This window comes from Nonomuraea sp. NPDC003709 (assembly GCF_040610775.1).
Classification (GTDB): domain Bacteria; phylum Actinomycetota; class Actinomycetes; order Streptosporangiales; family Streptosporangiaceae; genus Nonomuraea; species Nonomuraea angiospora_A.
Genome location: NZ_JBEXMW010000004.1, coordinates 506,861 through 531,808, shown reverse-complemented (window position 1 = coordinate 531,808; position 24,948 = coordinate 506,861). Strand labels below are relative to the sequence as shown.

25 protein-coding genes are annotated in these 24,948 nt (G+C 71.7%); 10 read left to right on the top strand and 15 right to left on the bottom strand.

Annotated elements, in window-relative coordinates:
* Window positions 1-95 precede the first annotated feature (95 nt).
* Window positions 96-1,589 (top strand): prolyl oligopeptidase family serine peptidase, encoded by a 1,494-nt coding sequence (locus ABZX61_RS15255; protein ID WP_350722352.1) that lies wholly within the window; start codon window positions 96-98, stop codon window positions 1,587-1,589.
* Here the strand turns inward: ABZX61_RS15255 and ABZX61_RS15250 are convergent.
* Window positions 1,562-2,485, bottom strand: a complete 924-nt coding sequence (locus ABZX61_RS15250; protein WP_355194814.1) for an alpha/beta hydrolase — start codon at window positions 2,483-2,485, stop codon at window positions 1,562-1,564. The genes ABZX61_RS15255 and ABZX61_RS15250 overlap by 28 nt on opposite strands.
* Window position 2,486: 1 nt before the next feature.
* Window positions 2,487-3,374: a crotonase/enoyl-CoA hydratase family protein gene (locus ABZX61_RS15245; RefSeq protein ID WP_350722355.1), complete on the bottom strand. Its 888-nt coding sequence runs from the start codon at window positions 3,372-3,374 to the stop codon at window positions 2,487-2,489.
* A 90-nt stretch (window positions 3,375-3,464) separates the two neighbouring features.
* On the opposite strand from ABZX61_RS15245, the gene ABZX61_RS15240 reads away from it, so the two are divergent.
* Window positions 3,465-4,901 (top strand): LCP family protein, encoded by a 1,437-nt coding sequence (locus tag ABZX61_RS15240; protein WP_355194812.1) that lies wholly within the window; start codon window positions 3,465-3,467, stop codon window positions 4,899-4,901.
* Between the two features lie 29 nt (window positions 4,902-4,930).
* On the opposite strand, the gene ABZX61_RS15235 is transcribed toward ABZX61_RS15240, so the two are convergent.
* From ABZX61_RS15235 to ABZX61_RS15220, 4 genes are read right to left on the bottom strand one after another with little or no spacing between them, the layout of a single operon-like run.
* Window positions 4,931-5,875: an asparaginase gene (locus tag ABZX61_RS15235; RefSeq protein WP_355194810.1), complete on the bottom strand. Its 945-nt coding sequence runs from the start codon at window positions 5,873-5,875 to the stop codon at window positions 4,931-4,933.
* Entirely contained in the window at window positions 5,868-6,683 is an 816-nt protein-coding gene (locus tag ABZX61_RS15230) for an amino acid ABC transporter permease (RefSeq protein WP_355194808.1), read from the bottom strand. The genes ABZX61_RS15235 and ABZX61_RS15230 overlap by 8 nt, the downstream gene beginning before the upstream one ends.
* On the bottom strand, window positions 6,680-7,324 hold the full coding sequence (locus ABZX61_RS15225; protein ID WP_355194806.1) for an amino acid ABC transporter permease: 645 nt from the start codon (window positions 7,322-7,324) through the stop codon (window positions 6,680-6,682). Before ABZX61_RS15225 ends, ABZX61_RS15230 begins: the two co-directional genes overlap by 4 nt.
* On the bottom strand, window positions 7,324-8,232 hold the full coding sequence (locus ABZX61_RS15220) for a glutamate ABC transporter substrate-binding protein (protein ID WP_350722363.1): 909 nt from the start codon (window positions 8,230-8,232) through the stop codon (window positions 7,324-7,326). The genes ABZX61_RS15225 and ABZX61_RS15220 overlap by 1 nt, the downstream gene beginning before the upstream one ends.
* Window positions 8,233-8,338: 106 nt before the next feature.
* Between ABZX61_RS15220 and ABZX61_RS15215 the strand changes: the two genes are divergently transcribed.
* On the top strand, window positions 8,339-9,475 hold the full coding sequence (locus tag ABZX61_RS15215; protein ID WP_350722365.1) for an ROK family transcriptional regulator: 1,137 nt from the start codon (window positions 8,339-8,341) through the stop codon (window positions 9,473-9,475).
* A 51-nt stretch (window positions 9,476-9,526) separates the two neighbouring features.
* Here ABZX61_RS15215 and ABZX61_RS15210 read toward each other — a convergent pair whose 3' ends face one another.
* Window positions 9,527-9,691 (bottom strand): hypothetical protein, encoded by a 165-nt coding sequence (locus ABZX61_RS15210; RefSeq protein WP_355195196.1) that lies wholly within the window; start codon window positions 9,689-9,691, stop codon window positions 9,527-9,529.
* Between ABZX61_RS15210 and ABZX61_RS15205 the strand changes: the two genes are divergently transcribed.
* The gene (locus tag ABZX61_RS15205) at window positions 9,671-9,871 is read left to right on the top strand and encodes an alpha/beta hydrolase (protein ID WP_355194804.1); all 201 of its coding nucleotides are present in this window, start codon (window positions 9,671-9,673) and stop codon (window positions 9,869-9,871) included. The genes ABZX61_RS15210 and ABZX61_RS15205 overlap by 21 nt on opposite strands.
* Window positions 9,872-9,899: 28 nt before the next feature.
* Here the strand turns inward: ABZX61_RS15205 and ABZX61_RS15200 are convergent, their stop codons facing one another.
* From ABZX61_RS15200 to ABZX61_RS15190, 3 genes are all read right to left on the bottom strand, one after another.
* A complete protein-coding gene (locus tag ABZX61_RS15200; protein ID WP_355194802.1) occupies window positions 9,900-10,619 on the bottom strand; it encodes a hypothetical protein in 720 nt (239 codons plus the stop codon).
* The gene (locus tag ABZX61_RS15195) at window positions 10,616-11,983 is read right to left on the bottom strand and encodes an alpha/beta fold hydrolase (RefSeq protein WP_355194800.1); all 1,368 of its coding nucleotides are present in this window, start codon (window positions 11,981-11,983) and stop codon (window positions 10,616-10,618) included. The genes ABZX61_RS15200 and ABZX61_RS15195 overlap by 4 nt, the downstream gene beginning before the upstream one ends.
* A 453-nt stretch (window positions 11,984-12,436) precedes the next feature.
* Window positions 12,437-12,715 carry a hypothetical protein gene (locus tag ABZX61_RS15190; protein WP_355194798.1) on the bottom strand — a complete coding sequence of 93 codons (279 nt, stop codon included), beginning with the start codon at window positions 12,713-12,715 and terminating at the stop codon, window positions 12,437-12,439.
* Between ABZX61_RS15190 and ABZX61_RS15185 the strand changes: the two genes are divergently transcribed.
* A complete protein-coding gene (locus ABZX61_RS15185) occupies window positions 12,692-13,270 on the top strand; it encodes a dienelactone hydrolase family protein (RefSeq protein WP_355194796.1) in 579 nt (192 codons plus the stop codon). The genes ABZX61_RS15190 and ABZX61_RS15185 overlap by 24 nt on opposite strands.
* 30 nt (window positions 13,271-13,300) lie before the next feature.
* A complete protein-coding gene (locus ABZX61_RS15180; RefSeq protein WP_355194794.1) occupies window positions 13,301-14,164 on the top strand; it encodes a phosphotransferase in 864 nt (287 codons plus the stop codon).
* Window positions 14,165-14,200: 36 nt separating this feature from the next.
* Here the strand turns inward: ABZX61_RS15180 and ABZX61_RS15175 are convergent, their stop codons facing one another.
* Window positions 14,201-16,684: a xanthine dehydrogenase family protein molybdopterin-binding subunit gene (locus ABZX61_RS15175; protein ID WP_355194792.1), complete on the bottom strand. Its 2,484-nt coding sequence runs from the start codon at window positions 16,682-16,684 to the stop codon at window positions 14,201-14,203.
* Between the two features lie 59 nt (window positions 16,685-16,743).
* Between ABZX61_RS15175 and ABZX61_RS15170 the strand changes: the two genes are divergently transcribed.
* Both ABZX61_RS15170 and ABZX61_RS15165 read left to right on the top strand, forming a co-directional pair.
* Window positions 16,744-17,613: an FAD binding domain-containing protein gene (locus ABZX61_RS15170; protein ID WP_355194790.1), complete on the top strand. Its 870-nt coding sequence runs from the start codon at window positions 16,744-16,746 to the stop codon at window positions 17,611-17,613.
* Window positions 17,610-18,089, top strand: a complete 480-nt coding sequence (locus ABZX61_RS15165) for a (2Fe-2S)-binding protein (RefSeq protein WP_355194788.1) — start codon at window positions 17,610-17,612, stop codon at window positions 18,087-18,089. The genes ABZX61_RS15170 and ABZX61_RS15165 overlap by 4 nt, the downstream gene beginning before the upstream one ends.
* 36 nt (window positions 18,090-18,125) lie before the next feature.
* Here ABZX61_RS15165 and ABZX61_RS15160 read toward each other — a convergent pair whose 3' ends face one another.
* Window positions 18,126-18,791 carry a GntR family transcriptional regulator gene (locus ABZX61_RS15160; RefSeq protein ID WP_355194786.1) on the bottom strand — a complete coding sequence of 222 codons (666 nt, stop codon included), beginning with the start codon at window positions 18,789-18,791 and terminating at the stop codon, window positions 18,126-18,128.
* Between the two features lie 129 nt (window positions 18,792-18,920).
* On the opposite strand from ABZX61_RS15160, the gene ABZX61_RS15155 reads away from it, so the two are divergent.
* A complete protein-coding gene (locus ABZX61_RS15155) occupies window positions 18,921-20,228 on the top strand; it encodes an MFS transporter (protein WP_355194784.1) in 1,308 nt (435 codons plus the stop codon).
* A 91-nt stretch (window positions 20,229-20,319) separates the two neighbouring features.
* On the top strand, window positions 20,320-20,523 hold the full coding sequence (locus ABZX61_RS15150) for a hypothetical protein (protein WP_355194782.1): 204 nt from the start codon (window positions 20,320-20,322) through the stop codon (window positions 20,521-20,523).
* Here the strand turns inward: ABZX61_RS15150 and ABZX61_RS15145 are convergent, their stop codons facing one another.
* The 3 genes from ABZX61_RS15145 to ABZX61_RS15135 are packed head-to-tail and all read right to left on the bottom strand — an operon-like array spanning window position 20,524 to window position 24,925.
* Window positions 20,524-22,512, bottom strand: a complete 1,989-nt coding sequence (locus ABZX61_RS15145; RefSeq protein WP_355194780.1) for a class I SAM-dependent methyltransferase — start codon at window positions 22,510-22,512, stop codon at window positions 20,524-20,526.
* Between the two features lie 23 nt (window positions 22,513-22,535).
* Window positions 22,536-23,540 (bottom strand): enolase C-terminal domain-like protein, encoded by a 1,005-nt coding sequence (locus ABZX61_RS15140; RefSeq protein WP_355194778.1) that lies wholly within the window; start codon window positions 23,538-23,540, stop codon window positions 22,536-22,538.
* 11 nt (window positions 23,541-23,551) lie between these two features.
* Window positions 23,552-24,925, bottom strand: a complete 1,374-nt coding sequence (locus ABZX61_RS15135) for an MFS transporter (RefSeq protein WP_355194776.1) — start codon at window positions 24,923-24,925, stop codon at window positions 23,552-23,554.
* Window positions 24,926-24,948 lie beyond the last annotated feature (23 nt).

Here is a 24,948-nt window from a genome sequence, read left to right as displayed (position 1 = left end):
TAACAGCTCTCACCGACAAATGCGGCCTCATCTGTCCCGCAGGCCGGGAGTAGGCTAGAAGATCGGCGGGCAAACCAACGCACATGGGGAGGCCGATGCGCACTGGCCGTGGCACCTTGAGCGTCGCCGCCGGTCTGGTGCTGGTGGCTCTCGCGACGGTCGGATACGTGCTGCCGCCCGCGTTCGATCCGCCGCCGCTCAAGGTGGATCCAGCCTTCCAGACGATCCCGGCGCAGCCCACGAGCGAGCTGCGGCCGGTGGTGGCGGTCGATCCCGTCCGCAGGGAGGAGATCTCCGTCTCGGCGGAGGGTCAACGCCTGGACGGAACGCTCCGGTTGCCGGTGACGCCCGGGCGGCATCCGGCGATGGTGTTCGTGTCGGGGTCGGGCAACGGGTCGCGGACGGAGTTCACGCCGCAGGCGGAGTTCCTGGCCAAGGCGGGCGTGGTGACGATCGCGTTCGACAAGCGCACGGTCGGCTACAACTTCCGCCAGCGGGACTTCTCGCTGCTCGCCGACGACGCCCTGCGCATGGTGGAGCTCCTGCGCACGCGTCCCGAGGTCGACCCGGCCCGCATCGGCCTGTGGGGGGTCAGCGAGGGCGGCTGGGTGGTGCCGATCGCCGCGGCGAAGAGCACGGCGGTGGGGTTCGTGATCCTGGTGTCGTCCCCGAACGTCTCCCCGCTGCGCCAGGTCGCCTGGGCGCTGAACGAGCAGCTGCTCCGGCTGCGGGCCCCGATCGGCGCTCGCGACCTGCTGACCAGGGCCATGGGCGGGGTCGGCTTCAACTTCCTCAGATATGACGCGCTGCCGGCATTAAGCGGGATCAAACAGCCGGTCCTGGCCTTCTACGGCACCACCGACCCCTCGATCCCGTTCGTCGAGTCCACCCAGGCGCTCGTCAAGGGCATGAACAGAGCGGGCAACGACGACTACACGATCCGCTTCATGGCCAAGGGCGACCACGCCATGCGAGTGAACGGCGGCCCCTTCACCAAGGGCTACCTGGAAACGTTGGCCAACTGGATCACCGGCCTGCCCGGCACCGCGCGGCCCGCCCTGCACATGGCGGGCGCCACGCCGGTGCAGCGGTTCGAGGCCAGCGACGTGCCGGCCGCCCCCTGGTACGCGGGCGGCACGATGCTCGGGCTGACGATCTGCCTGGCCGCCGTCGGCTACGTGGCGGGCCCCGTCGCGGCCATGGTCGTACGCCTGCGCGGCCGTCCCCAGGTCCCCGCCGAGACGAACGCCAGGCTGTGGCCCCCGATCAGACGCCGGCTCAGCCGGATGGTCTGGACGGGCCTGGGCCTGCTGGCCTCGGTGATCGCGTTCATCACCTTGCTGGTGCTGTTCTCGGTCAACCAGGCGGGCGCCTGGCCGGCCGTGCTGGCCGGCTGGCTCATCGTGCGGCTGCTCGCGGCGCTCATGCTGATCCAGGAGGTGACGGCGGTGGCGGCGTTCGTGTCGGCGCTGCGAGAGGGCATGCGGCCCGGCCGCTGGCAGCACGTGGCGGTCGCCGGCGTGCTGGGCGGCACGGGGCTGCTGCTGGTGGCGGCGGCCTACTACGGGCTGTTCTCCTTCCCCTGGTAGACATAGGCGTCCATCCAGCGGTCCAGCTCGGCGAAGACCTGCTTGCGCGCCGGCTCCGCCGACAGCACCAGGTCGTGCAGGCCGTCCGGGATGCGCACGCACGTGACGTGCGGGCCGAGCGAGGTGGCCCAGCGGGCGATGTGCTGGGGATCGAGCACGATGTCCGCCGAGCGGGCCTCCGGGACGAGGTCGCGTACCCGCAGCCCGTTGGTGGAGGCCAGCACGAGGACCGGCACGTCCACCGCGAGCCCCGCCTGCAGCCGCCGCTGCGCCCGGCGGATGGCGGCCAGCCACATGGCGTGCACGGAGAAGCCACCCAGCGGCTTGAGCTCCAGGTCGTAGTCCCACTCGCCGCCCTCGCTGCGGTGCAGCGTCTGCCCGTAGACGGTGCTGATCCCCAGCGGGAGCGCCCACCGCGTGTACGAGAGGGGCGTCTTGAACAGGTCGGCTGCCAGGCGCAGCGGGGCGGGCACGTTCAGGTCGAAGAACGGGCTGTTGAGCGCCATCCCCTGCACCAGCCCCCGCCCGCGGACCCGGTCGGCCCATAGGGAGGCGACCAGGCCGCCGGTCGAGTGGGCGTTGATCGTCAGCTCGTCGTGGTCCTGCCTGACGATGCGGACGGCCTCGTCGATCTCGGGGAAGTAGTCGGTGACGCTCCTGATCAGGCCCCTGGTCTGGTGCGGCAGCAGCGAACGCCCGTATTTGCGCAGGTCGAGAGCGTAGAAGTCGATGCCGCGCTGGATGTAGTGGTCGGCGAGGTGGTCCTGGAAGAAGTAGTCGGTGAACCCGTGCAGGTAGAGCACCGCCCTGCGGGATCCCGCCTTCCTGGAGACCAGCGTCGCGACGACCTCGCCCTCGAAGTCGTCCGGCAGCTGCAGCACGTTGATCTCGTACATGCTAGACACCATAAGGATTGTCCGGCCATGACGGGACACCGGGCGGCAGATCCTCGCTCACCCGCATCGGGAAGTCCGCCGGGCGCTTCTCCAGGAACGCCGTCACCCCCTCGACCGTGTCGGGCGCGCCGCCCAGCTCGGCCATGACGCGCGAGTCGGCCGCGTGTGCCTCCCACGGCGAGGACGCCGACAGGCCCGACCACATCAGCCTGCGGATGGCGGCCACGGAGACGGCCGAGGTGTTGTCGGCGATCTCGCGGGCCAGCGCGTACGCCGCCGGCAGCAGCTCCTCGGGCGGATACACCCGCGAGACCAGCCGCCCTTCGAGCGCCTCAGAGGCGGGGAAGATCCGGCCGGTCGCGGCCCATTCCATGGCCTGCGCGATGCCGGCGATCCTGGGCAGGAACCAGCTCGACGCGGCCTCGGTGACGATGCCGCGCCGCGCGAACACGAACCCGAACCGGGCCTGCGCCGAGGCCAGCCGGACGTCCATGGGCAGCGTCATCGTCAGCCCGACGCCCACGGCGGGGCCGTTGATCGCGGCGATGACCGGCTTGAGCGAGCGGGCGATCCTGAGCGCGACCGTGCCACCGCCGTCGCGCGGCACCCCGTCCACCAGCTCGCCACGTGCGCCGTCCGCGCCGTGCGCGAAGGTGTCCCCGCCGCCGCTCAGGTCCGCCCCGGCGCAGAAAGCGCGGCCCGCCCCGGTGACCACCACCGCGCGCACCCCGTCGTCGGCGTCCGCGCGGTCGAACGCCTCGATCAACTCTCCGCGCATCGCAAAGGTGAAGGCGTTCAGCCGCTCCGGGCGGTTCAATGTGACGGTGGCGATCTGGTCGGCGACTTCGTACGCGATTTCGGTGAAGTCTGTTCGGCTACTGATGTTCATCCTCCGATAAAGACATATTTCGTATTAGGTGCGTAGGCTGCCGCCTCTGTAAGAGGCCTAGGGTTGTAAATTCGGGGAAACGGGGAAGGCGTGCGGCAGGCAAAGGAACCCTCGAGCGCCGGAGCGGTTCTCGGATGGCTGGCGCTGGCGGCGCTGGCGCCCGGGGCGGCCCATCTGCGCACCGGTTGGCGCAAAACCGGCCTCGCCCTGATCTCCTGCTACGTCATCGGCCTCCTGGCGCTGGTCGCGTTCGCGCTGACGACCGACAACCTGGTGGGCACGCTCATCGAGCGGATGACGACGATCATCGTGAGCGCCGCCGTGCTGGGCGTGACCTGGTTCGCCGTGATCGTGCACTCGTTCATCGTGCTGCGGCCGGGGCGGCTGCCACAAGGCGGGCAGATCGTCACCGGGACGCTGGCGGGGCTCCTCGCCGTCGCCGTGGTGCTCCCGTTCGGCGTGGTCACGCAGTACGTGTGGACCTTGCAGAGCACGGTCAACGACATCTTCCAGGAGACGCCGTCCGACGCCCCGCCGTCCGACGCCGCCGCCGCGGAGCGGCCGGAGGACCCGTGGGCGGGGCGGCAGCGGGTCAACATCCTGCTCCTGGGCGGCGACGCCGACGACAACCGGATCGGCGTCCGCACCGACAGCATGAACCTGGCCAGCGTCGACGTGAAGACCGGCAACACCGTGCTGTTCAGCCTGCCGCGCAACCTGGAGAACGTGCGCTTCCGCCCCGGCACGCCGATGGCCCAGCACTTCCCCAATGGCTTCCGCCTCCCGCCCGACCCCGGCGGCGGGCGCAGCGACCTGCTCAACAGCGTCTGGGAGTACGCCGACGCGCACCCGGAGATCTTCGGCGGCAAGCAGCACCAGGGCCCCAGGGTGCTGATGGACACGATCGGCTACACCCTCGGGGTCAAGGTCGACTGGTACGCCCTGGTCAACATGTGGGGCTTCGCCCGCCTCATCGACGCCATCGGCGGCATCACGATCACCGTCGAGCAGGACGTGGTGTTCGGCAAGTACAACGAGGGCCTGGTCAAGGCCGGCACGCGCAAGCTCAAGGGCGCCGACGCCATGTGGTACGCCCGCTCGCGCACGTTCAGCGACGACTACACCCGCATGCGCCGCCAGCGCTGCGTGCTCGGCGCGCTGCTCACCCAGGCGGACCCGGCGACCGTGCTGGCCCGCTTCAACCGGATCGCGCTGGCCACCAAGGAGCTGATCAGGACCGACATCCCGCGGGGGATGCTCAAGAACCTGGTGCCGCTGGCGCTGAAGGTCAAGAACGCCAAGGTGACGAGCGTGCAGTTCGTGCCGCCGCTGATCAACACCGGCTATCCCGACTGGGAGAGGATCCGCACCATCGCGGCGAAGGCGATGCGGGACTCGGGCGAGACCAAGCCGCCCGTCGCCGCCACCGCCTCCGCCGGCCCTTCTCCCAAGAAGACGGCGGCCGCCAAGAAGGCCGGCCAGAGCCCGGCGAAGGGCATCACGGACGGCTGCGACGGCTCGCTCTGACCTCCCGTGACGCTCCGGCCTCCCGCGGCCTACCCGCGGGCGACGATCCGGCCCACGGGGGCCCCGCCGCCCAGCACGTCCACCTGCTCGAACGCCGCCGCCGTCGAGACGTCGCAGCCCATGCGCCGCAGGACCGCCAGGGCGACGGCCGTGGTGGCGCGCGGGCTGCCGTCGATGACCTTGACCGCCACCGAGTGACCCGACTCCAGGGCCACCACCAGCACGCCCTCCGCGCCGCCCTTGGCCACGGCGCCGGGCAGCGCCCGCATCAGCTCGGTGTTCTGGTGCCCGGTCCCGCCCACGTACTCGGGGTGCGCGCGCATGGCGTCGGCGACCTGGTGGGGCGCGCTGCCCGGCGCGGCCAGCACCAGGCCCTGCACGGCCCGCGCCAGCCCGGTCAGCGACAGGCCGAACAGCGGCGCGCCGCAGCCGTCCACCGCCACGTGCGCGGTCTTCTCCCCCGCCAGCTCCTCGGTGACCGAACGGACCTGGAGCTGCAGGGGATGGCCGGCCGACAGGTAGCCGGGCACGTCCCAGTCGTTGGCCACGGCGGCGGCGAGCATGGCGGCGTGCTTGCCGGAGCAGTTCATGCGCTCGCGGGACTGGTCGGCGCCCTGCCTGATGAGCCCGTACATGGTGGGGGCGTCCTCCGGCCACGACGGCGGGCACGCCAGCGCGCCGAAGTCCAGGCCGTAGTCGTCGAGGATCTCGCGGACCAGCTCCACGTGGAAGTCCTCGCCCGTGTGGCTGCCCGCCGCGATGGCCAACCGCGGCCCCGCCAGCGCCGCGCCGGCGGTGAGGCAGGCCAGCGCCTGGAACGGCTTGGCGGACGAGCGCGGCAGCACCGGCGCGTCCACCTTCCCGAGGACCACCTCGGCACGCCCGGACGGATCCAGGCCGACGGCGCTGCCGTAATGGACGCTCTCCACGAATCCGGAACGGATCACCTCGGCGAGCACGGCGTAGTCAGGCACGAGCGGCTCTCCTCCTGAAAGTGACGGGCTGGCGCGCTTCCAGCGTGCGGGCCAGCTTGGACAGGGACACGTTGACCGCAAGATAGACCAATGCGACGACCAGATACGTCTGGATGAGCAGGCCGTTATAGGCCGCCAGCACCTTGCCGCTGTAGAGCAGCTCGCCGTAGCTGACGACGAAGCCCAGCGAGGTGTCCTTGAGCAGGCCGACGGACTGGCTGACGATCGACGGCAGCACGCGGCGGGCCGCCTGGGGCAGCACGACGAGGCGCATGGTCTGGAGCGGCGTGAGGCCGACGGCCAGGCCCGCCTCGGTCTGGCCGCGTTCGACGGAGTTGATGCCGGCGCGGAAGATCTCGGCGAAGGCGGCCGCGTTCGAGGCCGTCAGGGGCACGACCAGCTTCCAGAACAGCGGCAGGTCCAGGCCGTAGCGTGGCAGCGCGAACAGCACCACGTACACCAGCAGCAGCGCCGGCACGACCCTGACGACCTCGACGTAGGCGGCGGCCGGGACTCGGATCCACCGGCGGTGGGAGAGCCGCCCGAGGGCCAGGACCAGGCCGAACGCCATGGACAGCGCCGCCGACACGATCGCCGCCAGGAACGTGGACCACAGTCCCGTCAGGAGGTAGCGCCACATCGGCCAGGTCGCGTACGGCTGCCAGCGGGCGGCGTCGAGCTGCCCGTTCGCCGCGAACTGCCGCACGGCCAGGACGGCGAGCGCGACGGCGGCCAGGACGCCGAGCACGGTCGCGACGCGGATGCGCCCGCGCGCCTTGGGTCCGGGCTCGTCGAAGAGGACGCTCACCGCAGGATCACCAGCTTGCGTTCGAGCCGGCCGGTGGCGAATCCCACCGCCGCGGCGATCAGCGCGTACGCCAGGCCCGCGCCGACGAAGATCGGGATGGGCTGCGCCTCGACGAGGTTCACCCGGTTGGCGGCGGCCGTCAGGTCCACGACGCCGACGGCTGCGGCCAGGGCGGTGTTCATCGTGGTGGCGATGAAGATGTTGCCGAGCGGCTGGACGACCGTGCGCAGCGCCTGCGGCAGGACCACGTGCCTGAGCGACTGGCCGAACGTCAGTCCGATCGCCCGCGCCGCCTCGCCCTGCCCCCTGCCCACCGAGTTCACGCCGGAGCGCAGGGCCTCGCCGACGTACGCGGCCTCGTACACGGCGATGACCACGATGGCGGTGACCAGCGGCTCGGCCTTGACGCCGATCTCCGGCAGGCCGAAGAAGGCCAGGACGAGCAGGACGAGGAGCGGCAGGTTCTGGAAGGACTCCACGTACGCGGTGCCGATGGCGCGCAGCACCCGCACCGGGCTGACGCGCAGCGCGCACACCAGTGCCCCCAGCACCGCCGCGCCCGCGAAGGACGCGGCGGTGAGCTGGAACGTCACGATCAGCCCCTGCCACAGCTCGGGCAGGTGATCGAGGAGAACGGACATCAGGACCCCGGCACGGAGCCGATCTGCGGCGGCTGGGGAGCGTCGCCGGTCACCACAGTGCCGATGGACTTCTTCCAGATGTCCTGCCAGACCCCGGTGTCCTGGGTCTTCTTCAACCAGTCGTTGACGAACTTCTTGAACTGGTCGTCACCGTGCTTGAGCCCGATCCCGTACGGGTCCACGGTGAACGGCTTCGTCACGATCTCGATCGACGGGTCCTTCTTGGCGTCCGCGATGAGGATCGTCTCATCCTGCACGTAGGCCACGCCCCGGTCCTGCTTGAGCGCCTGGACGCACTCCGGGTCGCTGCCGAAGGTGATGATCTCCGCCTGCGGCGCCAGCTTCTTGATCGCGGGGATGGCCGGGGTGTTCGCGCCCGCCAGGACCTTCTTGCCGTTCAGGTCCTCCGGCTTGGCGATGCCCGTCGCGCCCTTCTTCACCGCGATCGTCAGCCCCGAGGTGTAGTACGGGCCCGCGAACGCCACCTGCTTCGCCCGCTCCTCGGTGATCGTGTACGTCTGGAAGACGACGTCCACGGTCCCGTTGGCCAGCAGCGCCTCCCGGGTCTCCGACGCCGAGTTGACGATCTTCACCTTGGGCTCGCCCAGGATGTACTTGGCCAGCGCCTTGCCCATGTCCGCGTCGAACCCCTCGACCTCGCCGGTGGCGGGGTTCTGCTGGGAGAGCAGGGGCGCGTCCAGCGAGCCGCCCACGAGGAGCTCGCCGCGCTGTTTGATCTTCTCCATGGTGGAGCCGGGCAGGATGTCGGCCGCCGCCGCGACGGGCGCCTTGGCCAGGACGTCGCTGCCCTTCTCGGACGGCGCTCCGGGCACGGCGGGACTACTCGACTCACCACAGGCCGCCAGCCCTAACAGCGAGACGGCGACGAGGGCGACAAACCTCTTCATGAACGGTCACTTCCTTCGATTTCGAAGATAGGCCGGACCGTAGTGGGAGATTTCGTAGCAAGTCAATACGTTGTCGGCCTAAGTCTGAACATGGTAGGTATCTCACATGAAGCAGCGGCTGCCCGTGCAGGGGGCACAGGGCGACCTGCTGAGACTCGTCGCCACCGGCAAGGCCGAGTCACGCGCCGACCTCGCGCGCTTATCGGGCCTGGCGGCGTCCAGCGTGTCGCTGCGCGTGGAGGAGCTCATCGACGCGGGCCTGCTGGCCGAGGAGGGCTCGGGCACCTCGCGCGGCGGCCGCCGTCCGCGCCGGCTGCGGCTCTCCCCCGGCGCCGGCGTGCTGGCCGTCGCCGACCTGGGCGCCCACCACGTACGCCTCGGCCTGCTGGACCTCAGCGGCACGCCGCTCGTGATCGAGGAACGCGGCTGCGAGATCGCCGACGGCCCGCAGGTCACCCTGGACCACATCGCGGACGCGTTCGACGAGTTGCTGGCCGCCCACGTGCCCCCGTCGGTCCCCCTGCGGGGGGTGGGCACCGGCATCCCGGGCCCGGTGGACCCGTCGAGCCTGCGCGTGGTGACGCCCTCGCGCATGCCCGGCTGGAACGAGTTCCCGGTGGCCGACCACCTGGCCGCCCGCTACGACCTGCCGATCCTCGTCGAGAACGACGCCAACCTGATGGCCGCGGGCGAGGCGCGCTGGTGGCCCGGCAGCCAGAACCTCATGATCGTCAAGGCCGGCACCGGCATCGGCTGCGGCGTCATCGTCAACGGCCACCTGCACCGGGGCAGGGGCGCGGCCGGCGACATCAGCCACGTGCGGGTGCGCTCGGACTCCTCCGTCGTGTGCGCCTGCGGGCATCCGGACTGCCTGGAGGCGTACGCGAGCGGCGCCGCCCTCATGGCGGCCCTGCGCGAGTCCGGCATCGAGGTGACCCGCACGGCGGACATCGTCACCCTGGTCAACGACGCCATCCCGGAGGCCACGAGCCTGGCCCGAACCGCGGGCCGCCGCATCGGCGAGGTCCTGACGGTGCTGGTGAACTTCTTCAACCCGGACGTGGTGGCGGTGGGCGGCAGCCTGTCGGCGGCGGAGCCGCTGATCACCTCGATCAGGGCGGCGGTGTGGGAACGCTGCCTGCCGCTGGCGACGCGCGACCTGGAGATAGCCCCGGCCCGGGGCGGCCGGGACGCGGCCCTGCTGGGCGCCGGCACCCTCCTGCTGGAGGCCGCCCTGGCCTGAAGGAGAACCCTCCCCCGTCCGCGGTGGCCAACCTCCGAACGTGCGGATCGATCAGCCCGGCAGCTTGTACGGCTCACTGCAGAAGTAGCGGTTGAGCGCGTCCACGGCGGCCAGCAGCATCCGCGCGACCGCCCGGTCGTTGCGCCGGACAACACCGGCCCGAACTTCCCTGCCGAGGCCCCCACCTTCACCGCGGTGGACGCGGCCCCTCTTCACGTGCCCGGCCTGGTCGTCTCCAGTGACGACGACCCCTACTGCTCCCCAGAGGTCGCCTCGCGGCTGGCCGCCGGCTGGCGGCTCCACCATGTCAGCGTCGGCTCGGCGGGCCACATCAACTCCGCGAGCGGGCTGGGCCGATGGGATTCCGGGCGCGAGCTGCTCGCTCGCCTTCCCTGACCTTCGACGGTGCAGGGCCAGGCGCTCGTCAGGCCGGTATCCGGAGGTCGGGGAAGGCCTGTCCGGCTGACAGCCGTTCGACGAGAGTTCGTACGGCCTCCTTCCCGCCGTTCGTTCCCGCCCAGCGACTCACCTGGCAGGCGGCCTTGGCGTACATCTGGGGATCCGCCGATGCCGCCCGCAGCCACTCGTCCAGCGTGACCGGGAGGGGCTGACGGGAGTCGGCCAGGCACCGGTCGCCGGTCGGCGCGAGGTAGCGGGGGTCGTCGCTGACCAGGACGGCGAGCCCCTCGTCGAACCACTGAGGGACGTCGGCGCCGTTGAGACGGGCGTGCAGCTCCACGTGGGTCATCTCGTGCGAGGCGATCACGGGATCGACGCCGCGCGGGGACAGCATCACCGACCGGTTGAGCACGGCGATGCCGCGTTCGCGGCCGCCGCCGATCCTGCGGTAGCAGTCGTCGGACAGGCACACGAGGAGGTCCGGAGCGCTCTTCCGTCCGCCGAAGTAGTCACGCACCCGCTGGTTCGCCTGCTCGACGACCTCGCTCACGTGCCGGCGCCGGTCCGGCGGCAGGCCGGGTTCGGCGTACACGCCGGGCTGGAGCCGTTCCAGGCCGTAACAGCCGGGGCAGGTGGTGGCCGCGACGGACGGGAAGGCGATCGCCGTCACCACCACGGCGGCGGTGAGGAGGACCGCGACGGCGGCGCCCGCGATCCACCAGCGTCTCCCTTTGCGTCGCTTCACGGGCACGTGGTCCCCCGGGACGGCAGCCGGCGTTCGGTGACGTACTTGCTGACGAGGTCGATGACGCAGGGGTTGGCCATCGCGCCGAAGAGGTTGTGGCCGGGGCCGTCGTGTTCGATGGTGCGGCTGCCGGGGACCTGCTCGACCACTCGGCGGGTGGACCCGTAGTCCTGCCAGGTGCCCGCGCCCAGGAGCGGCGGCAGCGTACGGGGCATCGGCGTGGGCGGGTTGGTCACCCGGGTCGGCCAGCCGGCGCAGGTGAGCGGCAGGTGCCAGGCCAAGGGGAAAGCGGCGCCGGTATGGGGCGCGATGGCGCGCAGCCGCTTGACCGTGCGCGCGACGTCCCGCTGGCCGGCCGGGCGCGGGAAGTCCAGGCACTCCTTGACCCCGCCGCCGGGCAGGCCCGGATACGGCTGGCGGCTCGACAGCGCGAAGCCTGACGCGTCGCCGGCTTCGGCCGCCGTGATGGCCGCCACGACGTCACCCCATCGCGTGGGGCCGGGCCGCAGCTTGAGGAACGCGAGCGAGCGCAACTGCGTGCCGTCGTAGCGGGCGTCGGCTTTCGGGGCGGGGATCGGCTCGCGGTCCGCCTTGGCGATCAGCGCCCGCCAGCGCTTCTCCGTCCCGGCGGGCGCCCAGGCGAAGAACCGGTCCATGAAGCGCTCGTTGTCGCGGGCGATGGAGTCGAGTTCGCGGTCCCAGTCGCGCGGGCTGTGGTTGCCGGCGCCGTCGAGGTACATCGTGCGTACGCGCTGCGGGAACAGCCGGGCGTAGGACTGCGCGATCGTGCTGCCGTACGACAGCCCGAGGAAGTTCATCTTGTCCTCGCCGAGCGCCTTACGGATGGCGTCGGCGTCGCGGGCGTCGGAGGCCGCGTCCATGTGGTCGAAGAGCTCGGGGTCGGTGGTACGGCACTTGTCGCCCCTGGCCTTGTTCGCCGCGACGAGCTGGTCGAACCCGGCCTGGTCGGCGGGGAACGCCGGGGTGCGCACGAAGCCCCAGTCGCACTGGAGCACCGCGCCGCTGAGCCCGGGATAGCCGCGCGGGTCCCAGGTCACGACGTCCATCGACGTACGGATCTTGTCGAAGATCTGCGTACGCGAGCCCAGCGAGGCGATCTGGTACCCCTGGGGGCCGCCGAAGTTGACCAGCACGGACCCCTTCTTCGCGCCGGTGGCGGGCAGGCGGGCCACCTTCAGGGTGATCGTGCGGTCGCTCTTGGGCGACAGGGCGACGGACAGGTCCGCGCACTGGAGCTCGGGCGCGTTCGCGACCGGGCAGGAGCTCCACGGCAGGGACGGCTGCGGCGTCGCGACGCTGACCGGCGTCGTGAGGACGGCAAGCGCCATGAGTGTGTTGAGCATGGGCAGAACGTTAGGAGTCGCCGGTGGCCGGGGTCTGCCCGCGAAAGTCATCGATGGCTGTTCACCAAAGTTGACTATGAGCGCTGCGGCTCAACGGAGGTCGGCGTGGCGCATCCCGAAAATCGACGTGCATCGGTAGAAGTTCGGATGCGATCCTCCGAACATGGATGAGCCCGCGGCATTCCAGATATCTCGCATCACCGGCTCCGCCGAGCTGGGGGAGGTCACCGCAAGGCTCCTTGACCGGTTGCCGACGTGGTTCGGGATCCCGGAAGCCAACGCGGAATACGTGGAGTCGGCGACCTGCCTTCCCGGCCTCCTGGCTCACGCCGGCGCAGAGGCCATCGGCGTCCTGCTGTACCGGCGGCATTTCGCGGAGGCGGCCGAAATCCACTTGATGGCGGTCTCCCCGGGCTGGCATCGGCGAGGTGTGGCCGGGCAACCCTTGCCTCATCATGGTGAAGTGGTGTCGCTGACTGTCGACATGGGCTCGATCACTGTGATCGGCAGCGCGATCACGGTCTGGGTGAACCGGCGTCCAGGCCACTTGCCCGTCAGCGCCACAAGCAGCGCGGGAAATGCGAATACCATCAGCGTGGACTCGATAACCGTCAGCCAGACCAGCGCATTCCCACTGAACGCCACCGAGGCGAGAGTGGCGAACCCTAAACCGGAGCGGGCGAGGACATCCGAATATGCTGCATTGATATGGCAACCGTTGTTCTGTTCCATCACATTTTGGGGCTCACTCCGGGCACCACCGCGTTCGCCGATGAACTCCGCCAGGCCGGGCACATCGTCCACACGCCCGACCTCTTCGAGGGCCACACGTTCGGCAGCATCGAGGAGGGGATGGGTTACGTCCAGCAGTTCGGCTTCGGTGCGGTGATCGAGCGTGGTACCCAAGCGGTCGAGAACCTGCCCTCCGACCTGGTCTATGCCGGCTTCTCGGTCGGTGTGCTCTGTGCGCAGAAGCTGGCGCAGACACGATCGGGCGCGCGGGGCGCGCTGCTGTACTACGCCTGTGCACCGCTCTCGGAGTTCGGCGACGCCTGGCCGGACGGCGTGCCGGTCCAGGTGCATGGCATGGATGCCGATCCCGTCTTCGTCGGCGAGGGCGACATCGGTTTCGCTCGGGAGGTGGTCGAGTCGGCCGGGCAGGGTCGGCTGTTCCTCTATCCCGGCGACCAGCACTACTTCGCCGACCGCACGCTGACCTCCTACGACCCGGACGCCGCCGCGCTGCTGCTTTCCCGCACGCTGGCCTTCTTGCGGTCCGTCGCGTGACGAGCCTGCGATGAGAGGAGGCCGGCAGCGGTGAGCGATGCCGGGCGCATCGACGCAGAGGTGATCGAGTGCCTGCTGTCCCAACACGTGACGGGGTATGAGCCGCTGTCCGGGTTCGCGGCCAACACGGTCGCCGCGGTGACGCTGGGGTCCGGTGCACGCGCCGTCTTCAAGGCCGCCGCCGCGCGCGAGGTCGAAGTGGAGCTATGGGCTCTGCGGTCCATGTCGGAGAGGGGCGTTCCGGTCCCCGAGGTCATCGCCGGGGCGCCGGACGCGGAGATCCCGTACCTGGTGACGCGGCTCGTCTCCGGTGAGCCGGGGGTCGCGACGCGCGAGGCGGCGTCCGAGGTGGGACGGCTGCTGCGGGCCGTGCACTCACTTCCTGTGCAGGGTGCGGGCTTTTTCAAGGAGGCGTCCGGCTCGCCACCATGCGCCGGTGCGGCACCATGGGCTGATCAGGTCGCGGGGCTGGCGGATCGGCTCGGCCCTGTCGCCGATGCCGGAATCCTGACCCCGACGCTCCATGCTCGATGCCGGGATCTCCTCCTGGACGAACGTCGGTGGGATCAGCCCTGCGTGTACGTGCACGGTGATTTCCACCCGCGGCATGTCCTGTCGGCCGGGTCCCGGGTCGAGGGGATCATCGACTGGGCGGACTGCGGTGCGGCCGGCCCATGGCTGGACCTGGCCAGGATGGACTTCCGCGAGCCCGGCTTGCAGCGCGCGATGCTCGACGCGTACTTCCCGGCGGGCATTCCGGACGACGCGCCGTCGCACCTGGCGAACCACCGGCTGCTCTACATGCTGCTGGCTCTCATGTGGGAGTACGAGTGCGGCGGGGACTGGCTGCACGAGCGCGTCCCCGGTATCGAAGCGGCACTCGCCACGACCTAGACGCGTCGGCGAACCACGCGGGTGGTTCCGGCTCGCCTACCGGGTTTCGGTGGTGACCGCCCATACCGCGGCGGGGGTCAGGGGCATGTCGACGTGGTCGATGTCGAGGGCGTCGCAGACGGCGTTGACGATGGCCGGGGGGATGCCGATGCAGCCGGCCTCCCCCGCGCCCTTGGCGCCCAAGGGGGTGTTGGGGTTGGGGGTGACGGTCTCCAGGAGGGTGACCGGGGGCATGTCGGCAGCGGTGGGCAGGAGGTAGTCCAGGAGGGTCGAGGCGTAGGGCAGGCCGTCCTCACCGATGACCGCCTGCTCGTAGAGAGCCTGGCCGAGGCCCTGGGCGATGGAGCCGTGGCCCTGGCCGGTGACGATCATGGGGTTGACGACCACCCCGTAGTCGTCCACGGCCACCAACTGGCGTACGTGGACGGTGCCCAGGTCAGGGTCCACCTCGACCACGGCGACGTGGGCGCCGTACGGGAAGGCCTGGGGTGGGGCGACGATCTCGTCGGCGCGCAGGGGGCCGGTGCGGGCGACCAGTTCGCCGATGGGCAGCCCGGGGAGGGGGCCGACCTCGACGTTGGGCGGCCCCGCCGTCTCGCCGGTGGGTAGGCGCGGGAGAGGGCCGGTCTCGGCGAAGGGCCGCCCCGGGAGAGGCCTGGGCTCGGCGACGGGCGGGCCCGGGAGGGGGCCGGTCTCGGCGAGGGGCGCTGGGCCCTCCTCGGTGTCGCTCTGGAGGCCGGTGTGGGGGTCGCCGCCCACCATCAGGCGGCCCGCGTTGTACGAGACGTCCTCCTCCCCCACCCCCAGGAGTTCCGCGCAGCGGCGGCGGGCGGCGGCCACGAGGGCTTCGGCGGCGCGCCACAGGGCCGCGCCGCCCACCTGCATGGACCGGCTGCCGAAGGTGGCGAAGCCGTAGGGGACCTCGCCGGTGTCGCCCTCGACGACGCGGACCCGGCCCACCTCCACGTCCAGGACCGAGGCCACCACCTGCGCGAACGCGGTGAAATGGCCCTGACCGGTGGACGTCGATCCGACGCGGGCGATGAACGTCCCGTCCGGGCACGCCTCCACGCTCCCGAACTCGTCGCTGTCCGGCGGTCCTCCCGAGCGTTCGACGTACGTGGCGATCCCCACCCCGAGCGGCCGTCCGCCGTCCTCGCGGCGGCGGGCCTGCTCGGCGCGGACCTCGTCGTAGCCGACGGCGGCCAGGGCCCGGTCGAGAGCGGCGGTGTAGTCGCCCGAGTCGTAGGTGCGGCCGGTCGGCGTCAGGTAGGGGAACTGGTCGGGGCGGATGAAGTTGCGGCGGCGCAGCTCGGCAGGGTCCAGGCCGAGCCGGCGGGCGAGCCGGTCCACGGTGCGTTCGAGGGCGTAGGCGGCCTCGGGGCGGCCGGCGCCGCGGTAGGAGGTCGTCGGGGCGGTGTTGGTGAGCACGCACCTGACGCGCGTGTGCACCCGGGGTGTGCGATAGGCGCCGGTGCTCATCGCTCCGGTCATCATGGGGACGAAGGCGCCGATGTGCGGGTACGCGCCGATGTCGGCGTCGACGAGCAGTTCGTACGCGAGGAAGGTGCCGTCCTCGTCGGCCGCCAGCCGTACCCGCTGATGCTGGCCACGGCCGCGCGGGCCCGCCAGCATGGCCTCGGCGCGGTCCTCGCACCAGCGGACCGGGCGGCCGAGGTGGACGGCGAGCAGGGCGGCGACCAGATACTCCGGGTAAGTCTGGCTCTTGGCGCCGAACGCCCCGCCGGTGGCCGGGACGATCACCCGGATCCGCTCCCGGTCGTACCCGAGCGCCGCGGCGAGCGCGTCGCGCAGCCGGTGCTGGGCCTGGTGGGAGACCCACACGGTGAGGCGGTGCGCGTGTCCCGGGTCCACCAGGATCGCCCGTGGCTCCAGGGACGTGGGGAGGATGAGCTGCTCGCGGTAGGCGGCCTCGACGACGACCGGGGCGGTGGCGAACACGTCGTCGGCCGGGCGGCCGAAGGTGCGTTCGGCGGCCAGGTTGTCGCGGTCGTCGAACAGCCGGGGCGCCTCCGCCGCCAAAGGATCGCCGAACAGCCGGGGCGTCCCCGCCGCCAAGGAGCCGCCGGACGTGCCAGGGGCGCCGGACGCGCGAGGGGTGTCGGTGCGGGTGAAGGGCAGCAGCTCGAGGTTCAGCCGGACGGCTTCGGCACCGTCCTCAGCCTGGGCGCGCGTACCGGCCGCGACCACCGCGAGCGCCTCCCCCGGATAGCGGACGCGACCCGTGGCGAGCAGCGGCCACGGCGGCATGCCCTCCTCGCCGGGCACCGACCGGGCGGCGAGGTACGGCAGGTCGGCGGCCGACCACGCGCCCGCCACCCCCTCCTCCTTGAGCGCGGCGGCGACGTCGATCCCGCGGATCACCGCGTGCGGCACCGGGCTGCGGGCGAACGCGAGCTCCAGCGTGCCCGGGATCTCCAGATCGGCGACCCGGCGCGCCCGTCCGGTGACCAGGTCGCGATCCTCCCGCCGCGCGAGCGGCATCCCGATGTACCGCAATGTTTGGACACCCCCGCTTTCGGTACCAACGTCGATATCGGATGCCCGGGATGGGGGACATGAAACCGGCACAATTCGACTACGTCGCGCCTGCCTCCGTACCGGAGGCGGTGGCCGTGCTGGCCGAGCACGGGCCGGAGAGCCGAGTGCTGGCCGGCGGCCAGAGCCTGCTCATCGAGCTGCGCTACCGGACCACGCGCCCGGCCCTGGTGGTGGACGTCAACCGCATCCCCGGGCTCTCGCAGGTCACGGTCGAGAACGGCTCCGTGCACGTCGGCGCGCTGGTCCGGCACGCCCAGCTGGAGCGCGCCCGGTTCGACGACCCGCTGGCCGAGCTGTTCCGCCAGGTGGCGCCGTACGTCGGCCACCCGCCCATCCGCGCCCGCGGCACCTTCGCGGGCAGCCTGGCCTGGGCGCATCCGGCGTCGGAGTGGTGCGCGCTGGCCATGGCCCTGGACGCCGGGATCGAGGTGAACGGCCCCGCGGGACCGCGTACGGTGCCCGCCGGCTCATGGTTCCGCGGCGCGTTCGTGACCGCCTGCCTGCCGGAGGAGCTGGTCACCGGCGTCCTGCTGCCGCGCCCGCCGGCCGGGGCCGTCGCGGCCTTCGCCGAGCACCGCCGCACCCACAGCGGCTTCGCGCTGGCCGCCGCCCTGGTGATGCTGCGGCTGGCCGAGGGCCGCGTCGCGTGGGTCCGCATCGGGCTCGCGAACGCGGCGGACGTCCCCCTCCGCGCCGTCGGGGCCGAGCGGCTGATGACGGGCGAGCGGCCGGAGCAGGCGCTGTTCGCGGAGGCCGGAGCGCTGGCCGCCGCCGAGGCGGACCCGCCCGGAGCGCCGCACGCGCCGGCCGCCTACCTCAGGCACGCGCTGTCCACGCTCGTACGGCGCTGCCTCGCCCGAGCCGTCCACCACGCGGGGACCCCATGAACGTCCGCCTCACGGTCAACGGCCGGGCCCACCAGATCGACGTGGAGCCGCGGACCAGCCTGGCCGACGCGCTGCGCGACCGGCTGGGCCTCACCGGGACCACGCTGGGGTGCGAGCACGGGGTGTGCGGCTCGTGCACCGTGCTGGTGGATGGCACGGCCATCCGCTCCTGCCTGGCCCTGGCCGTACAGGTGGAGGGCGCCGACATCCGCACCGTCGAGGGGCTGGCCGACGGCGACGAGCTGCACCCGCTGCAGGAGGCGTTCGCGGCCGAGCACGCGCTGCAGTGCGGCTTCTGCACCCCCGGCTTCCTCATGCTGCTCGCGGGCGCACTGGCCGAGGAGCCGGAGCTGGACCGGGACGAGCGGCGGCTCGACGCGGTGCTGGCCTCCAACCTGTGCCGCTGCACGGGGTACGCGGGCATCCGCCGCGCCGCCGCCCGCGCGGCGAAGAGCATGCGCGCGAACGGCGGCTGAAGGCACCACGGAGGCCGCCACGCGCACCAGGTCAGGTCAGGGTCCCAGCTGGAGGAAACGGTCGCGGGCGGCGGCGAGGTGGGCCCGCATGGCCTCGGAGGCGGCCTCCGCCCTGCCCGCCACGACGGCCTCGGCGATGCGGGCGTGCTCGGCCAGCGTGGGGTCGCCGTCGCGCCGGCCCGCGTACTCGATGCGGAACAGGTGCAGGTGGCCGTGGGTACGCCGGAGGGACTCCCGCAACGCGCCGCTGCCCGAGAGCTCGGCGATCAGGTCGTGGAAGCGGGCGTCGTGGTCGGCCAGGCCGTGGTAGTCCTCGTACCTGGTGCCCTGGGGCGCCTTCGGGACGCTGGCCAGCTCGGCCCGCACGCGCTCCCCCGCCTCGGCCGTCACCAGCTCGGCCGCGCGCCCGGCCGCCCACGGCTCCAGGAGCAGCCTGAGCTGGTAGAGGTCGGCGATCTGGCCGGGCGTGAGCAGAGGCGCTACGGAGTAGCCGCGCAGCGCCTCCTTGGTCAGCAGGCCCTCGGACTCCAGCGCGGACAGCACCTCGCGCACCGGCGTCTGGGAGACCTCGAGCAGCCTGGCGAGAGCGTAGATGTTGACGCGGACGCCGGGCTCCAGGTCGCCGTTCATGATCAGGCCCTTGACGCGCTCGTGGACGTCCTCGGTGAGAACGCTCCGCCGGGCCGCCGGCACGCGGCCCATCAGGCGCTTCTCGAGTTCACTGGCCAACCTTCACGCTCCGGTCCGAGTTCTTGACGGGACTTGACGGGCATCGTGCGATGTATGCAACATAGCGGAAATATCCAATAGGAAATATTACTGAGGATCGCGATGGCCACAACCCTCCGAACCACTGTCCACGGCCGGTTGCGCTGGTACATGATCAGCTACGTCTTCGCCGGGCTCGTCATCAACTACCTGGACCGCGCGAGCCTGGGTGTTGCCCTGCCGTTCATGGGCGAGACGTTCAAGCTCTCCAAGACCGAGGAGGGCATGATCCTGGCGGCCTTCTTCTGGTCGTACGACTTCTTCCAGCTCGCCGCCGGCTGGTTCGTGGACCGGTACGGGCCGCGCAGGACGTTCACGTTCGCCTCCGTGTGGTGGTCGCTGTTCACCTCGCTGACCGCGCTGGCCAGTAGCTTCGCGGCGCTGTTCGGCGTACGGCTGCTGCTCGGCATCGGCGAGAGCCCGGCCGCCACGACCAGCGCCAAGGTCGTGGCCCGGTGGTTCCCCCGGCACGAGCGGGCGCTGGCCACGGGGATCTGGGACTCCGGCTCGCGCGTCGGAGGCGTCATCGCGCTGCCGGTGGTCACGGGGCTGATCGCGTGGCTGGGGTGGCGGTGGACGTTCGCGATCATCGGGGTGATCGGGCTGGCGTGGGCCGTCGGATGGTGGCGGACGTACCGGGATCCGCAGGACCACCCGAAGATCACGGAGGAGGAGCTGGCGTACCTGCGCGAGGGCGGGGCCCGCTTCGAGGGCGACGACGACGGGGACGCGGCCAGGATGCGCTGGCGCGACCTGTTCCGCTACCGCACGATCTGGGCGATGATGCTGGGCTTCTTCTGCCTCAACATGGTCGTCTACTTCTTCCTCACGTTCTTCCCGACCTATCTGGTGGAGGAGCGCGACTTCAGCCTGCTGAAGCTCGGCCTGTTCGGCGCGCTGCCCGGCCTGGTGGCGATCGGCGCCGAGTGGCTGGGCGGCTGGCTGTCCGACCGCCGCATCGCCAGGGGCGACTCGGTCACGCGGGTCAGGAAGACGTTCATCGCGGGCGGGTTCCTGGTCTCGACGGTGATCGGCGTCGCGGTCTGGGTGCCGGAGGCGTGGATGGCGCTGGCCCTGCTCTCGGTCGCCTACGCCGGCTCGACGTTCGCCGCCTCCAACATCTGGGCGCTGCCCGCCGACGTCGCCCCGGCCGACCGGTACGTGGCCTCGATCGGCGGCATCCAGAACTTCGCCTCGAACTTCGCCGGCATCATCAGCCCCATCATGATCGGCTTCCTGGCGGACAGGACGTCGTCCTTCGCCGTCCCCCTGACGGTGATCTCGTGCGTGGCCCTGCTGGGCGCCTTCACGTACGCGGTGATCCTGAAGCGGGTCGAGCCCATCGGTCTTCCGCCGCGGCCCGAACCGTAAAGATCCGCTCTTGCCCCTGTGGCGGCGCGGCCCTCCCCTGACCTGCCGTGATCTCCTGAGCGGTGTTCGAACCATCACTCAGGAGGTCCGCATGCGCCGACGCGCTCACCTGCTCGCCACCGCCGCCCTATTCACCGCTCTCGGCTCGGCCGTCACCCTAGGCTCGGCCAGCCTCATCCCGAGCGGCGGGTACCCCACCGTCAGCCAGCGCATCGTCAACTCCCTCGCCCTGGCGAACGGCTACGTCTCGACGCTGAACGCCATCCTGAGCGACCCCCTGGGCAACCTCGTCTGATCACGCGGGCCGGTGGAAGGCCGCCCGCCGGCGGTGACGCTCGCCGTCACGCAGGTCCTCGACCTTCCCGCTCTCCAGCCCGCCGGTCGCGAAGGCCCCGATCTCGGACGGGGTCAGCGGCCACGGCGGCGCGAACACCGGCCCGCCCTCCTCCCGGCCCGACGCGATCACCAGCAGCGTGCCGCCGGGCCGGACGAACTCCGCGATCGCGGCGATGGCCCTGCCGTGCAGAGGCTCCGGCAGGGCCTGCACGGTCATGATCTCGACCACGAGGTCGAACGCGTGCCGCCACTCCGGGGGCGGCGCCAGCAGGTCGGCGACCTGGTAACGCACCTCGCTCCCGGGGAAGCGCTCCTGGGCGAGCCGGACGGCCGACTCGCTCACGTCGAACGCCACCGTCTCGTAGCCGAGGCCCGCCAGATGCTCGGCGTCGTCACCCAGCCCCGCGCCCACGACCAGCGCCCGCCCGTGGCCGGGCTGGGCCCACTCCGTCAGCAGGAAGTGCGGGGACCGCGAGTCCCACGGCACGATCGCGTCGCCACTGGCCGACTCGGCGTAGAGCCGCTCGAACCAGCCGGTCGGGTCGCCGTGCGCGAGCGACTCGGCGGCCAGCCTGCTGGCGTCGGCGTCCGCGTCCCGTCCCGTCATCAGTCCTCCCAGCAAGATCCCGTACGGCTCGCCACGCTCCGCCTTGGCGGCCAGCTCCACCAGGCCGACCCGGTCCCCGAGGGGGCCGACCAGCTCGCGCTGGGCGAAGGTGTGCTCGTGCACATATCCCTTGCGCCGCAGCGCCACGTCGAACAGCGGGAGCAGCACGCAGACGCCCGGTGTGGGATGCGGGCAGGGCTGCTCCTTATGCCACCATTCAAGCTCATTTGCGCGCCCGGCGACCACGAGCTCGACGACGTCCAGGTTGGTGGCCTGACGGCCGAGCAGCTCGGCCGCCGCCTCCAGCACGACCTCACGCTGGTACTCGCCGACCCGCGCCCAGGCCTCCACGGGGAGGTCCGCCATGCGGAACGGCCTCATGCCCAGCCCGAACCCGCCCCGGCCGATCAGCTTGTGCGAGACGACCTTCCCGAGCCTGGTGGCCAGCTTGGGGGGCACCGTCGACATCACGCCTGAAGGCACCGGCATGAGCGCCACCCCGTCGCCGATCGGCTGAGCGGTGTCCCAGTCGGTCACCTCGGCCATGCCGGGAAGAGCGGGCGCGGGCCGGACGCGGGTCAGCAGCCCGTCCCTCTGGATCTTCCACAGGAAGCTCTCGTAGACGTCCGCGGCGCCGCCGCGGCCCGAGAACGGCGCGACGTAACGGGTCGTGTGCCAGCCGAAGGCGCCTGACAGCAGCCGCTCGGCCCGCATACCGGCGGCGAAGCGCTCGCTCCCGACGATGGAGCGCGTCTCGGCCCAGTGCGTCTCTCGCAGCGACGCGGTCTCCTCACCCAGCCAGGACCAGTCCGGTTGGTGTGCCACGAACAGGTGGACGGCCCAGCGCTCGTGCCAGCTCCACCGCCTGGCGGCGAGCAGCTCCCCGACCATGAGCGTGTGCAGCTCCGCCTCATCCGCCGCCAGCAGCAACGGCAGCCCCACCAGCAGGATCGGCTTGCCCCGCCTGGTCCGACTCGCCCGTACCTCGGCCCAGGCGGACACGTGCACCTCGGGCACGGCGTCGAAGCCCGCGAGCCGCGCCGCGTCCGCGACCAGCTCGCGCAGCCGCGGCTGGTCGTCCAGCGGCAGCGCGGGACAGCGCCACCGGAACCGGCGCCGCCATCGGTCCGTGGCGAAGGCGACCGCGCAGGCCCCGAGACCGAGGCTCACGAGGAGCACTCCCACGATGCTTCCGTCCTCCAGGCTGAGGAGCGTGCCCGCGACGCCGGCGCCGAGGATCGCCGCCAGGCCGATGAGGAGCTTCGCCCCTTCAGGAAGGAAGCACGACAGGAAATTCTTTGTCAGCAGGATCCATAACATCCGCCACCGCGTCAGTCGCACGGCCTAATGATCGGGTAGGACCCTTACGCGTGGAAAGTGTCCTTCGCCAGCCTTCGCACCCGCGCCTCGTCGATGTCATGCCCCAGCCCCGACTGGGTGAGCGGGACCGCGATGACGCCGGCGTTGGCGCCCACGATCGGCGTGACGATCTGGTTCTGGCGCGGCGGCTGCGTCACGTCGCACGGCAGCGTGCAGCCCGGCAGGCTCGCGACCGCCACCGTCGCCGCCCTGGCCAGCCCCGCGCCCTGGCCGCCCGCGCACTGGATGTCCAGGCCCGCCGCCGCGGCCCGGTCGTGCGCCCGGCGCGCCTCCGTCAGCGAGGGGAACGCGTTCGGCCGCAGCAGCAGCACCCTGGCGGCCCGCACGGTCAGGTAGTCGTCCAGCTGGGCGGTGGAGGCGACCTCGACCGCGACCGAGGCGGAGATCTGGTCCTGGAGCGAGGCGTGCGCGTAGACGTCGCCGACGGCGAAGGGCCGCTCGATGACCTCCAGCCCGTAGGAGTCGAGGGCGACGAGCTGGCCGAGGTCGGTGTAGGCGTTGCCGCAGTCGACGGCCAGGGTCAGCGCGGGGTACGTCTGGCGCACCGCCCGTACGGGCTCGACGTCCCAGCCGGGCCTGATGTCCAGCGTGACGTGGCCGTACCCGGCGCAGATCTGCTGGTTGACCCGGGCCACGAGGCTCTCCACGGACGGGTCGGGGGCCAGCCGGACGGTGGCCATGAGCGAGGTGCGGGTGCCGCCGATCGCCTCGGCGAGCGGCACCCCGCGCATCCTGGTCCACAGGTCCCAGCAGGCCATGTCGACCGCCGGGTCGCCGCTCGGCACCGTGTCGGGGTGCTCCCAGTCGACGCCGATCAGCAGGGCGGCCAGCGTCTCCTCCAGCCTGGACCACGTCTTCGGCTGGGGGCCGATCGACTCGCCCCAGCCGGTCATGCCGCCGTGGTCGGTGAGTTTCACGAGCAGAGTCTCCGACTTCCTGCCGAACGGCAGGACAAGCCGGAAGACCTCAAGCTCCCGCACTCGCGGCATGTATCCCCCTTTTATGACGCGGCTCCCTCCATAGTGCCTGCTGTACGGGACTGGGCAAAACGGGGAGCCACCAGAAAGGCCACGGCCGCGAGCACCGCGGTGAAGGACAGGCCGATCGCGTAGTTCTCGGCGGTGGCGGTGAACAGGGCGCCGCTGATCGCGACGGCCACCACGGTGAAGACCGACTCGCCCACGCCGACGGCCGCGGTGTTCTGGCCCTCCTCGCCCTCCTTGGACATCTCCAGCACCAGTACGGACACCGTCGGGTGCAGCGCGCCGATGCCGAGCCCGGCGATCGCCATGGCCACGAACGCGAGCGCGAGCGGCAGGGAGTCGATGAGCACGAGCGTCACCAGCGCGATGCCGACGGTGATCATGGCGGCGCCGCCGCGGATGGCGGTCAGGTGGCTGATCGTGCCGCGGCCCTTGATCCAGGAGCCGGTGGACCAGCCCAGGGCTCCGACGGTGAGCACGAGGCCCGCGCCGGTGGCGGTCAGGCCGCGCTCGTTGATCAGCATGAGCGGGATCAGCACCTGGGCGGCCGTCAGCGAGCCGAAGGCCAGGCCACGCAGCACGGGCGCGGTCGGCAGGCCGGGGGCGGCCCTGAGCGAGCCGGGCAGCAGCAGCCTGGGCAGGGCCACGGCCAGCAGGACGATCCCGGCGAGGAGCAGGGGCAGGCCGGCGAGCCCGAGCGCGCTGCCGTACTGGATCAGGGCGGCGGCCACGGCGGTCAGCGTGGCCCAGACGAGCTTGCGGCCGAGGCCGGGGGCGGGCGCGGCGATGCCGTCGCTCACCTCACGCCCCGCGGTGCCGCGCCAGAGCAGCAGCGCCGACGGGATGACGATCAAGGAGACGCCGATGAAGATCCACCGCCAGTCGATGTTCTGGGCCACGAACCCGGCGATGGCCGGGCCGACCATGGACGGCACCACCCAGGCCGCCGAGAACAGGGCGAACACCTTGGGATGCATGCTTCCCGGATAGACCCGGGCGACCAGCACGTACAGCGATACCTGGATCAATCCCGCCCCGAGGCCCTGCACGAACCGGCCCGCGACGAACACCTCCATGTTCGGCGCGAACCCGGCCAGCAGCAGCCCGGCCACGAAGCCCGCCACGCCGGCCGCGATCGGCTGCAGCGGCCCGCGCACGTCGCTCCACCGCCCGCCCAGGACCGTCGCGATCACGCTGGCCGCCAGGGTGGCGCTGAAGGCCAGGTTGTACAGGTGCATCCCGCCCAGCTCGCGGGCCACCACGGGCATCGCCGTGGCCACCGCCATCGCCTCGAAGGCCACCAGCATGACCAGCGCGACCAGCCCGATGCTGATCGCCCGGTACTGCGGCGACACCACGCCCGCCGCGGATCTCTCAACCGTCATCGTCATACCGGGCAAGGTAGGGCTAACCC